Below are 11,761 nucleotides of genomic sequence, written 5' to 3'. Positions count from 1 at the left end.
AGGTATGCCATTTCTGTATGCTGTCGCGGATCGGACGTGCACAGTCACGCCGGATATCAGTCGATGCCTAGTCTCGCCCCGATGTCGGCAGCAAGCTGCTCTTCGCTGTAAGCCGCCGTCAGCCGCGATCCATCCAGCCCGGCAAGCGCCTCGGCGATAGTGTCGTCGACCGGTGAGAAAAAGCCGTTCTTCTTCGTAGCCAGCACGAAGGTCTGGTCTCCGTTGCGGTTGCGGACATCGCCGATATGATGAAGCTGGCGGCCGGTATTCTGATCCTTTGAGATCACCCGGCCATTCATCGTCACCTGGATGGACGGCTTGGCGTCAGTCGCGGTTGTCGTGCTGCCGCCGACATGGATGATCAGGCCTTCCGCCTTGGGTTGCTGGCGCGGCTGCCTGGACGCCGAATAACCACCACCGCTGATCTGGTCGGCGAGGCGAACGATGGTCGAGCGGTTCTGCTCGATCAGCCGCTTGACCTGAACATCCTCGCGTCGCGGGCCGTCCCGCTTTGAGATGATCTCGACCATGAATCCTCCCAGATTCGTCGGCAGTGCCGTGGACACGGCGAATTCTTCTTCCTTACAGCGAACCCTACACTGACGCAGCCAGCTTCGCCATTCACACATTAGATAGCAACGAAATTCGGCTTGTTGGTAGCAGGCGGCTGCTACAATCCCGCCCCCAAGCCGCGCAGATCAAACTGGATCACAACGCGATGCTGCGTTCGACTATCGAATATTCATGCTGTTTTTCAGCGAGCGCACATTGGCTAGAGAAGACCAAACTGCCGCCTGTTTGCCATACAATCATCAGGAAGCGGTTGAGGAACCCTCGCAGGCGGCTGAGCTCGCGATCACGAAGGGCGAGATCGAGGCGGCCGGCCGCAAGGCCTATGTCTACACGATGGACGTCAGCAAGAAGAAGGACATCGAAGCGACCGCGCAGGCGCTGCTCAAGGCCGCGGGCAGCATCGACGTGCTGGTCAACAATGCCGGCATTCTCAAGCCCAGCCTGCTGCAGGATCTCGACGAGGCAGACTGGGACGCGCATTTCGACGTCAACGCCAAGGGCGTGATGATGATGTGCCAGGCGGTGTTGCCGCACATGCGCGCAAAAAAGTCGGGAAGGGTGGTCAACATCGCCTCGATCGCCGGCCGACAGGGCGTGCCCACGCAGGGCCATTATGCCGCGACGAAGGCGGTCGTGATCACGCTGACCAGGGTGCTGGCGCAGGAGGTCGGCATGGACGGCGTCACCGTCAACGCAATCTGTCCCGGCATCATCCTGACCGAGATGGGCAAGAACAATCTGGGCAGCGAAGCGGCGATCCGCCATTGGGAAGATGTCGCGGCACTCAAGCGCCTTGGCGCGCCGGAGGATGTCGTTGGCCCGGTGCTTTTCTTCGCCTCGGACCTATCGGCTTTCGTCACGGGGCAGGCGCTCAACGTCGACGGCGGCATCTACTATCACTGACGATCAGCTTCAGCGGCACGGCAGCTGCGCCTTCTTTGCCGAGCGTGGGACCATCGAAGTCCCCACCCGTTCAAGCGCCTCGCTGAAGTCAGCAGGGTATAATGGCGCGGGTAATGCAGAAAATGCTCGCGGCGAGACCGCGGGGCAGCTGGCGCCCAGACTCGTCAAAGTCGCTTTGGAGCAGGTGAGGGCTCTGAAGCAGCTAATTAGAAGCGTAGCTCAGCGGTTCAGATCATCGGCGTTGGCAGCGAAATTTCATCGCTGCCAGGTACTGGAGTAATGGTACTATTTGGAGAGCGGGTGAGATTTAGAGAGCGGGTGAGATGCGTTTTGAAGACAAGGTCGTAATCGTCACTGGAGGCAATTCGGGAATTGGACGTGGAATAGCGCGGTACTTCGCCAAGGAAGGCGCCAGACTTGCTCTTGTCGGTCGCGACATTGCCAAGGGCTCGGAAGTGGAGGCGGAAATTGTTGCCGCAGGGGGAAGAGCCACTTTTTTCCAGTGTGATCTTGCAAGCGAAACGGCGGTCGAGGCGCTGGTGAGGACGGTTGCTCAATGGGGCAGTCTGGACGTCGTCGTCAACAATGCGGGGGTCGGCTCTCGCCGGTCAGGCATCGAAGCCAATGAATCGCCGGGCCAGCGCTGGTCGAAGTTGCGCGGCCCCAATCTCGATTCGACCTATTTCGTCTCCTCCTATGCGCTTCCGGTGATGCGCGACTGCGGCGGTGGGTCGATCGTAAACATCTCGTCGACGGCCACACTGCACGGAAACTGGGGATTGTACGGCGTTGCGAAGGCGGGGGTGGAGGCGCTCACACGCTCGCTGGCGGTCGAAGGCGCGCCATTCGGAATCCGGGCAAATTGTGTCAGCCCCGGCTGGATCGCCACGGAGCTCGATGAAAAAGAACCTGCATCGAGCACGAACTCCTCGGGCGAATGGGAAGTCCCGCCGGGTGTCTTCAACCGCATGGGTACACCCAACGAGATTGCCGCAGCGGTGGCCTTCCTCGCAAGCGAGGAAGCATCCTTCATCACCGGTCAGACGCTTGTGGTCGATGGCGGGTTGTCGATCCTTGATTACACGTCCTTGTCGCTGCTCAAGACGCGCGGCCCCGCGCTGTTTTCGGGAACGTTGGCCGATAGGTCCACCCAGCAGGAACCAAAGTGACACAATCAAGGCGCTCATCGCCGGTGCGGGTGCGAAGGATGGCTGAGTTAGAACCCTAGCACGGCAGTTCAGATCATTCGGCGTTGGCAGCGAAGTTTTCACTGGGAGCCAGGTGCGATCACTTGGACTCCTGGCAGGTCTATTTCGAAGAGGCAAACTAAGCCTGACTGCTCAAATGAAAGCGAAACGGTGCCAGCGGATTCGGACTCGAAAATCCGCTCCAGCATCCTGGTGCCGAATCCCTTGCGCTCCGCCGGTTTTACAGGCGGACCTCCCTGCTCGCGCCATTCGATCCTGAGACGTCGAGCTCCGGCCGTATCGATCGCGACCCAACCAATTTTGATTGTTCCGTCGGCCACCGAGAGGGCGCCATACTTGATGGCATTGGTGGTGAGTTCATGAAAAGCCAACGCCAGCGACAGGGCGAGGTTGGGCGGTAGCCATACGGATGAGCCCGTAAGCTGAAACCGACCTGTAACCGCGTGCGGCGACACCGAGGCCGTAATCACGTCCTTAAGGTCGGCACCCGTCCAGTTCTCGTGGGTCAGAATCTCGTGCGCTTTCGAGAGGGAGACGAGTCGGCTCGCGAGAGTGCGCCCGGCCTCGGGAAGGCTCGTAGCGTTTCGCAGGGTTTGACTGGCGATCGCCTGGACCACAGCAAGAGTGTTTTTGACGCGGTGATTGAGCTCGTTCACAAGCAGCTTGCGCTGTTCCTCGCCGCGCTTGCGATCGGTTATGTCCAGGCTGATTTGCACCGCGCCTATGATGTTGCCACTGGAACCGGGAATAGGGCGCGCACTCGAGAGCAGGAAGCGTTGTACGCCAGAGGGTAGGATATAGGCGAACTCCTCGTTGTCGGTCTGCTCGCCACGCATGGCCCGGCTAAGCGGCCGATCCGCTCGACTAACCTTGTGGCCGTCTTTGAGGGCGATGGTGTCGATGACCATGTCAGGAGCGCCGAAGGATCTTCGAGTATCGGTCGGCAGCCCCATCAGCTCTGCAGCAAAGCGGTTGCGAATGACCTGAAGTGCCTGCGGGTCATAGGTGAACCACACCGCGGCAGGGACCGTTTCGAGTACGGCTTCCAATTCGTGTGTTCTTTCAGCGATGGCGCGCTCTGCCCCAATTAGAGCGTCCGCGATGGTCGCGAATTCCGAGACTGAAGTCGGCATTGGCGTGACCGGCTGCCCCTTGCCCATCGCCTCAGCGCGAACCTCAAGATTACGAGCAGCTCCGGCAAAGCGCTTGCCTACGACGTAGGCGAGGGCAAAGGACAATAGCATCGCCAAAAAGCCAATCGCGCAGATAGCGGCGAGAGAACGCCAGAGCGGAGCCTGAACTGCGGACAGGGGTACATTGGCGGTATAAAACCAATCGGAGAGGCCTGAGCGGTAGTAGCCTGCAAGCAGTGTCGTTCCCTGGTAGTTGCGCGATGTGAACGTCCCGGAACTTCCCACGATTTTCTCAAGATACTCCGGCAGCCCCGGCTTGCCGGTCATTTCGTCGTGCAGTTGAGAGCGTGCCACATAGGTGCCGCTGCGATCCCCGATACCTATCGTCCAGCCTGCGGGTGCTGCAGGCATCATGACATCGCGAATCTCGCTGGTCGGAACGGTAAGGGCGAGAAGCCAGCTTTCGCCGTGCGGGCCTTGCACTGGAATAGCGACGGCAATTCGATACTCTTTCGATGTAGGGCTGGCGTAGACTCCGCTGACCAATGGCAAATGCGACTTGAGCTTGTCGAGATCGGCAGGCGACAATGGGACAGCGGGAGGGAGTCCGCTCTCATACTCGGCTTGCGTGTTGAACAACTGACCACGGTCGAGGTCCCGGAGGAGTATGATCCGATCCGTGCCTTATTAGACTGCGTGCCTCTCTGTGCAGAGCCTTCAGATCGCCGTTGGCCAATGCCGTTGATTTGGATAACCCCTTTATCACTGTCTGAAGGTTGACCAGTTCACCTTCGACAACAAGAGCGACCTGACGTGCTGTCTGCAGCGCGTCCTCCTTGAAGCGATCTTGTTCACGGACGGCGTACTGGACAAGGAGATAGGCCGCAAAAAGCCAGACCGGAAAAACAGCGGCGGCGATCAAACCGAGTAGGTGCAATCGAGCGGAAACGCGACGCATCTAGCCCCCTGCGGAATTTTCCTCGCACAATAGAGGCGGCGATAGGAGCTGCAAGCGGATACTTGCATACGGTCACCCAGCGGCCCAGATGTGTGACTATTGCGCCGGTGCGTCGTGGGCCTAGGGAATTCCGCGCTAAGCGCTTGAATCAGGCGCCTATCGGCGGTGGCGGCGAGACCGCGTCCTTTCGGGCCCCCGACGTCTCGCCCCCGATGCAGGGTGTTGGCGTTGGGGTTGTCGCAAAAGACCTGCCGATCAACTGTCACCTTGCTCCACAAGCGGACGTCGGCGCCGCTACGCGTTTTTACCAAGGGTGCATCAGATCTGAAACAACCCCTTGGTTGCTTGAAGGCCCGACGCGTTTGGAGCGACCATCGCCATTGCCTGCCTTGAGAGTCCAAGATGGTCTTTCAACACCGCGTTGACGATCGAGCGTATATTGGTGGTGACCGCTAAATCGGTCCCCTCGTCGAGCTGATCTGGCGCCAATCCGGGCCAGCGACCCGCGATCCGCCCCCCGGCTATCGCACCACCCATCAAGAACGCTACGCTGGCACTGCCATGGTCCGTGCCGCCTTGTTCGTTGAAGTGGATAGAGCGCCCGAATTCCGCAACGCCGAGCACAACGGTTTGACGCCAGATCGCGGCTGCTGCTTCCGAGAACGCGACGACACCACGCACCAATGTCTCAAGGGTCGCCGAAAGACGCTCTCCCTGAGCAACGTGGGTATCGATGCCGTCCAACCGCAGCAGGGCCACGCGCGGACCGTCCGGCCTGGACAGCGCCTGCGCAGCGGAGGTCGCCGCTGCGGCAAAGCTGGCAGCACTCAGCGCCTGTCGCCGCGCAAGCAACGTCTGCACCGCGTCTCCGGCTGAACCGGACGCCGCACCGAGCCACAGGCGGGCGATGTCAAGTCCCGGATTGGCCAACACAAGATCGAAAAGCACATCATTCGAGAGGTCGGCCGGCGCTGCGCGCCAAAGTGGTTGCCTTCCCTGCGACAGCACCGAAGCGGCTCTTCCTGGCCAGCCAAAATCGCCGCCGTCGACATCGCCGTCGAACAGGACCCTCTGCGCGGCGTCATGCGATTTCCCGATACCCGGGATGCCCGTCGCGGGCAGGATCAGCAATTCGCCGGCCGAATAGAACCGAGCAAGAGGTTCCAGCGCCGGATGAAGCGCAAACAGCGGATCAAGCTTCACCCCGAACGCGTCGTCGGACGTGTCAAGTTCTCTCGCCGTGCCTCGCACCCGCCGGAAATCCGGATCACCATAGGGCGGCAGCGCGGCCAGCGCATCAAGTCCGCCCCGAAGATGAACGACCAGCAGCCGTGGGTGGCTGTCGCCAGCAAGAACCGCCGAGGCAAACCCTGCGCTCGTGCCAAACAGCGAGGCAAGACCCAAACCCTGGAGGGCCGTGCGGCGCGTCAATTGCATTTCGGATAATCCGGATCGGTGACGTCCGACTTTCCGGGCGTCGAATATCCGACCTGATCGGCATTTGGGATCACATACTTTTTGATCGGGACCTCCAGCAAATTCGCAGGGTTCCGAGCCAGCAGTCCTGCCAGAACTGGAGCGGCAAGGGATGTCCCCGAACAGATATTCTGTCTTAGCTCGTGTTTTTTTGTGCTCCGCCAAAGCACCGGGACGTCAACGCCGGGCTCGGACATGGCCGCGCCAAAAGAGCCGCCATTCCAAAGCAGATCACACCAATCGTTTGAAACGGTGCTGCACGCACCAATGACGATGGTACCGGTCGGGATATAAGTGCTTTTGGATGCCGAGACACTTTGGATGAAGCCTTGCGTCGGGTTTGGAGAAAAATATTCCGACGCATTCGCCGGGAAAAAGGACTGTACCCACGACGCCTCGTCGTCTTCCGGCGCATTGCCCGCCGCGATCACAATGCGGACCTGCTTGTTTGCGATCGCAAACAGCAGCTTGTCCATCAGACCAAGCTGTTCTAATTGGCCATCCTTCCTCGCGGTCTCCAAGAACTGCGCGCCCCAGCTGATGTTCAGGATTTGGCCGGCGGACGCATTGTCACTGACATATTGCAGGGCGACAAGCGGCGATCCGACGATCTTCGACTTGTTATCCTTAAATGCCTTGACAATCTTGAGCGGCACCCCGGGGCTGATCCCAACGATGCCAAGGTATTTTCCACTTGTTGTACCTGACACACGCTTTCCGCCAACGATGCCTGCGACCATCGTGCCGTGACCTTGAGTGTCTGCCACACCCATGGTCGTGCTGCATGGAGTGACCGTGCAGTTGATCCGTTCCGAAATGTTAAGAAGCCCTTTTGTGACGATGTCTTCGTCGACGCCGCTATCGATGATCCAGACCGCGGACCCGTTGGTCACAGGACTGGGCGACCCGACGACTCTGCAAACGCTCGGCGGCACGAGCTTGTCCCCCGTCACATCCGCTAGCGGACTGCGTCCTTCGCAACCGCCATCCGCGAACAGACTTACCTCAAATGAGTCCGGTTCCTGATACCCTTCCGACAGGAGCTTGTTCGCTTCCTCGTCAGTAAAGCTTCCCGTGACCAGGCTAAATCCCAGGTCCGGCATGTCGACAGCCTGCAGGGCGTCCCCCGACGGATTGATCTTTTTCAGACTGGCGATAACCGATCCAAATCTGTTCTTGTCCGCAAGTGGCGCAATGAATGTGTGTTGCGTTACTTGTGGCCCGTCCGGGTCTTCGTCCGCGTGCGCGATCGTGGCCGCGAAAAGGGTGGTGGCAAGAAAAGTCACAAGCCAGGTGAGCCTCATGGATCCCTACCGTCTGCTGGTCGACTGACGGGCAGCATGCTCCCAATAGCTCTGTCTGTCCACGGCAAAGCATTGGAGGCAAACCGTTGAGCCTCTTCTTGCAGCCGAAGAAAAAGCAGCCTAGGTTGTTCTCGCACGCCTCAAGCGCGGGGAGTAATGCTTGTGCCCAAGGTGAAACTCAAGCAGGGCCGACAGGCTCAGGAGATTGGCGCGGCGCTCGTGGGGGCCTGGCTGAAGGCTTTGCCGCCCGCGTTCACGGCGACTATATCAGCAGTAGGTTCGACCAGTCCTTTGAGTATAACCGTGAACGTGGCGAACGCATTCATGCTCAATGAAGTCATAGCTCTGCGCACTGAAGACAAGACTGGCGGCGTTCGAAGTGTGAGGGTAGGACCGATCACCACGGGAACTTCGGGTAAAACCTTTCGTGTAGTTGATCTTGATGGTGTCGATATCAATTACGAAGGAAAAAGTTTGGTGAATGGCGTGGTGTCGAAAGTAAAAGACTTGAAAGACGCCACTTTTCGCAACGAACTTAAGATTGTGCTGGAGCAGATCGTCGACGCGAAAGTGAACCTGGCGTGCGATGCCCCAACGGAGCTGACTGTGGTCCTGCCAGCCCTGCCGGAAGGCGTTGTCACGCGCGAGGACCTGATAGATTACCTCGGGACGTACCACAACAACGCACAGGGTCGGCACTATCATGAGGAGCTTGCGTCCGCGGTCCTTTTCGGCTGCCGATAGCAGACTTCAATATCAGTTCGGCAGCCCTGCGGCGAGCAGCGCCTTGAACAGCGTGGCCCGATCCTCCTCCAGGCGATAGGGCTCCTTGGCCACGAATCGACTGCAAGAAAAGCTGGGCGTACCCGCCAACACGCGAGCCGCATACAACTTCGCGTCGCTGTCCCGGCCAAGCGCCGAGCTCGAAGCGGCCATGTAGGCGCTAACCCATGTCGGCATTGTCGACGAACGGCTCAAAGCGACCAATGCCGGCTCGGGCCGGCCCGCAATGAAGTGGACGATGCCGCGAAACGGCCAATACCAGGATGGTTCATAGAGGGGATCGAGCACCTGCGCCCGCTCGAACCATTGCATGGCGCGATCCGGTTCGCCGCCAAATGTATAGAGGGTGCCGAGATAAGAAACCTGCTCGGGATCGTTCGGATTGAGGGAGAGGGCCCGTGCATAGAGTTGCGCGGCGACGTCGAAGTCTCGCAGGTGCAGCAGCACCCAGCCGAGAATGTTGAGGCAAACCGGATCGTTGGCGGAGAGCGCCACCGCCTTCTTGGCAATTGCATGCGCCTCGTCGAGCAGGGCATCGGAAGATCCCATGTCGCGAAACCATTCCAGCTGCTTGTAGTGAGCCAGCTTGGCGTAAGCGCGCCCATAGGTCGGATCGAGGTCGATGGCGCGCTGATACCATTGCCTGGCTTCCGCTTCAGACGCGAGGTCGCCTAGCGGCAAGGCATTGCCGCGCAGCACGCACTCATAGGCCGCCAGGTTGGCCGGCGGCTTGCGCCGCGCCTTCTCCGCACCCGCTGCCTTGAGGCGCCCGATAACCGTGCCCACGATCTTGCGGACCAGTTCGTCCTGCACATCGAATATGTCCTGATCGTCGCTGTCATAATACTCGGCCCAAACGTCACCGCCGGACGTCGCGTCAACCAGTTCGCACGAAAGGCGGATACGCTTCCCCATCCTCCGGATTCGCCCCGAAAGCTCGAAATCGAGCCCGATATCCGAGACCAGCTTCGGCAGTTCCACATCCTTGAGCCGCAACGAGGTATGATATGACGCGACGGAGAGCTGCGTGAACCGCGTCAGCTCGGTGATGACGTCTTCTGTGAATCCTTCGCTGAAATAGGGTTCCACGCCGCCGGTGCTGACAAATGGGCGGACCAGGATCGATGGCGTGTTCGAGCCAGAAGTCTCGGCGCCGATCCTCGGAGAGGGGCCTTCGGGTCGGTGAATAAGCGAGTAGACTGCCACGGGTCGGGGAATGTTCTTGAGCTGAAACTCGCCGCAATATTCGAAGGGCAATTGCAGCCCTCCGCGGACCTCCTCATGCACTTTTGCCGAAAGGCAAATGCCTCCGGGTGCTGCGATCTGTTCAAGGCGTGCAGCCACGTTCACACCGTCGCCGAACACGTCTCCGTCGCCGTCGACGATAATATCGCCGAAATTTATGCCCATTCGAAGCAACAGACCGGGCGACGATCGCTCGGGGTTTGCGAGATGGGCTTGAATAGCCACGCCACACCGGACCGCTTCGATGGCGCTGGGGAACTCCGCTACGACACCGTCGCCGGTGTTCTTTACAACGCGGCCGTCATGCCGATGAAGGTAGCCTGGGACCTCGTCGTGCATCAGCGCCCGGACGCGGGTAAACGTGCCTTCCTCGTCTTCCGCCATCTGTTGCGAATAGCCGACCACGTCGGCGACCACGATCGCGGTCAGGCGCCGCTTCAGGGTGCCGTTGTTTGCGGTCAATTCATGCTTTGGGGTCAATCCATACCTCGGGTCGGACGTCCGAACGTACTTTAGCACATTTGCAGGATGCTATCGCGCATGGCAGCGTGTAAACTGCCACATGAGAGCTTCGGACGTGCGACAGAGTGAATCCGTTCAGAAGCGCTCGCAATGCGAAGATCCGCACATTCGAGGGCTGCGTGGGGTCGAGTCTTCTTTATGGCCCGGTGGTAATCTCGGACCCGTTGCTCGGCTGTCCTCTCACTGTGGCGGCCGGCCGCGTTCGCGCCGCCCGAGATGGGGATGAGAGCACTTACTTCGTGTCTGGTTGGGGCACGACAGCCGAGCAGGCGCTGCAGGGCTGCCTTTATGAGGCGGACGAGACCTACTTCGCCCAGATCATTCCCGAGAGGCGAATTCTCCGGTCTTGCGCCAATGCGATTTATGGGCGGGTCGTCGAGCCGCCCGGCATCCTTCTTTTCAGCGAAGAGCAATATGACCGGAGAGAGGGCGGGAACCGACAACCCGCACTCCGCAACATGGTTCCGACCCGCTGGGATAGATCCGCGCCTGAAGACTGGATCCTGAGTGACGACAAGCTCGGTACGGAGCAAGCTTGGGTGCCCGCGAGACTGTGTTTCCTCGGATATGATCCCTGCGAGGGATCATCTCTGCCGGCTGCCGACTCGAACGGACTTGCGCTGGGCATCAGCGTTGAGGGTGCTGCGATGAGCGCACTTCTCGAGCTGATAGAGCGAGATGCGACCTCCATCTGGTGGTACAATCGGCTTGTTCTGCCTCGAATCGATCCGAAGTCGATGGCAAGCGACACCGTATCTTCGTACGAGGATTGGCTTCGGCATCGAGGCCGCGAATTGCGGCTTCTACGACTTACGTTGGATTTGGCGGTGCCAACAGTTGCGGCAATCTCCAGCGACAGTTCCGGCCGGTTTCCGGCGATGGGGTTTGCGGCAGGCGCATCGTGGTCAGAGGCTGCCATAAGGGCGGTCGGCGAGCTTGCTCAATGCGAAGCGAACCTCGCTCTGCTCTCACAACAGGCGCGGCAACAGGGAACGATTCGCTTTACGCCCGGCGCGCGGCAACTTTATCGCTGGCATCAAGAAACAGATCTTGGGCTATGTCCATTTCTGCAGGGTGGGAATAGCGGGCCGGCTTGCACGGATGAATCGACACTTGACTACGCCTCATGCGTCAAACTCTGCCAAGAGCGAAACCTGGAGATATTCGCCGTCATCTTGATGCAGGATGAGCAGCGGTCCCTTGTCCGCATTTTCGCTCCAGGCTTACGTTCGACCAAACCAAGGTTTGGCCCGGGCAGGCTCTATTCTGTTCCAGGCACTCTTGGCCTCAGGCCTGCGAGCTCAAATCTCATATGCCGAGACCCTTTCCCATTTTAGCGTCGAACCCAAGGCTGCTGCGGAGTTCCAAATTGGGACCGAACACCGGGGTCATGCTCTGCCGCTTCAGCCCATTCGACGCTGTTGCGTCGAGAGGAGATGGTGCGCTGGCCGTTGTTGAAGGCCGCCTCCAAAGCCGATGTGGCGCGGATCCATGGCGTGATGGCGAAGGTTGTAGTGCGCTGGGTTGAGCGGTTCCTGTCGGAAGGACCTGCCGGCATGGCTGATCGTTCGTCGCGGAACCGCTGATATAGCGCGACATTATTCCTGCTTGGCTTTGTCAGAATTCCGAAACCTGGAGGCGGCGTGGCCGCGCAGG

At 59.7% G+C, this 11,761-nt stretch carries 9 protein-coding genes and 1 pseudogene; 5 read left to right on the top strand and 5 right to left on the bottom strand.

Annotated elements, in window-relative coordinates:
• Positions 1-56 precede the first annotated feature (56 nt).
• The gene (locus FJW03_RS14600) at positions 57-530 is read right to left on the bottom strand and encodes a hypothetical protein (RefSeq protein ID WP_140611905.1); all 474 of its coding nucleotides are present in this window, start codon (positions 528-530) and stop codon (positions 57-59) included.
• 214 nt (positions 531-744) lie between these two features.
• On the opposite strand from FJW03_RS14600, the gene FJW03_RS14595 reads away from it, so the two are divergent.
• Positions 745-1,476 carry an SDR family NAD(P)-dependent oxidoreductase gene (locus tag FJW03_RS14595; RefSeq protein ID WP_226890671.1) on the top strand — a complete coding sequence of 244 codons (732 nt, stop codon included), beginning with the start codon at positions 745-747 and terminating at the stop codon, positions 1,474-1,476.
• A gap of 323 nt (positions 1,477-1,799) precedes the next feature.
• Positions 1,800-2,645, top strand: a complete 846-nt coding sequence (locus FJW03_RS14590; protein ID WP_140761614.1) for an SDR family NAD(P)-dependent oxidoreductase — start codon at positions 1,800-1,802, stop codon at positions 2,643-2,645.
• A 98-nt stretch (positions 2,646-2,743) separates the two neighbouring features.
• Here FJW03_RS14590 and FJW03_RS14585 read toward each other — a convergent pair whose 3' ends face one another.
• From FJW03_RS14585 to FJW03_RS14575, 3 genes are all read right to left on the bottom strand, one after another.
• Positions 2,744-4,456 carry a sensor histidine kinase gene (locus FJW03_RS14585; protein ID WP_226890670.1) on the bottom strand — a complete coding sequence of 571 codons (1,713 nt, stop codon included), beginning with the start codon at positions 4,454-4,456 and terminating at the stop codon, positions 2,744-2,746.
• Between the two features lie 637 nt (positions 4,457-5,093).
• Entirely contained in the window at positions 5,094-6,212 is a 1,119-nt protein-coding gene (locus FJW03_RS14580; protein ID WP_140761612.1) for a DUF1501 domain-containing protein, read from the bottom strand.
• Positions 6,203-7,555 carry a S8/S53 family peptidase gene (locus FJW03_RS14575; protein ID WP_140761609.1) on the bottom strand — a complete coding sequence of 451 codons (1,353 nt, stop codon included), beginning with the start codon at positions 7,553-7,555 and terminating at the stop codon, positions 6,203-6,205. The genes FJW03_RS14580 and FJW03_RS14575 overlap by 10 nt, the downstream gene beginning before the upstream one ends.
• Positions 7,556-7,717: 162 nt before the next feature.
• Between FJW03_RS14575 and FJW03_RS14570 the strand changes: the two genes are divergently transcribed.
• Positions 7,718-8,299, top strand: coding sequence for a hypothetical protein (locus FJW03_RS14570; protein WP_140761607.1), 582 nt, complete (start codon positions 7,718-7,720; stop codon positions 8,297-8,299).
• A gap of 12 nt (positions 8,300-8,311) precedes the next feature.
• Here FJW03_RS14570 and FJW03_RS14565 read toward each other — a convergent pair whose 3' ends face one another.
• Positions 8,312-10,045, bottom strand: a complete 1,734-nt coding sequence (locus FJW03_RS14565) for an adenylate/guanylate cyclase domain-containing protein (protein WP_140761605.1) — start codon at positions 10,043-10,045, stop codon at positions 8,312-8,314.
• 125 nt (positions 10,046-10,170) lie between these two features.
• Between FJW03_RS14565 and FJW03_RS14560 the strand changes: the two genes are divergently transcribed.
• A complete protein-coding gene (locus FJW03_RS14560; RefSeq protein WP_140761602.1) occupies positions 10,171-11,442 on the top strand; it encodes a YcaO-like family protein in 1,272 nt (423 codons plus the stop codon).
• 99 nt (positions 11,443-11,541) lie between these two features.
• A pseudogene (locus tag FJW03_RS14555) lies at positions 11,542-11,682 on the top strand (IS481 family transposase); the annotation flags it as partial.
• Positions 11,683-11,761 lie beyond the last annotated feature (79 nt).

Source organism: Mesorhizobium sp. B4-1-4 (assembly GCF_006439395.2).
GTDB lineage: Bacteria > Pseudomonadota > Alphaproteobacteria > Rhizobiales > Rhizobiaceae > Mesorhizobium.
The sequence above is the reverse complement of the archived record's forward strand: the minus strand, read 5'-3'. Positions and strand labels throughout refer to the sequence as shown.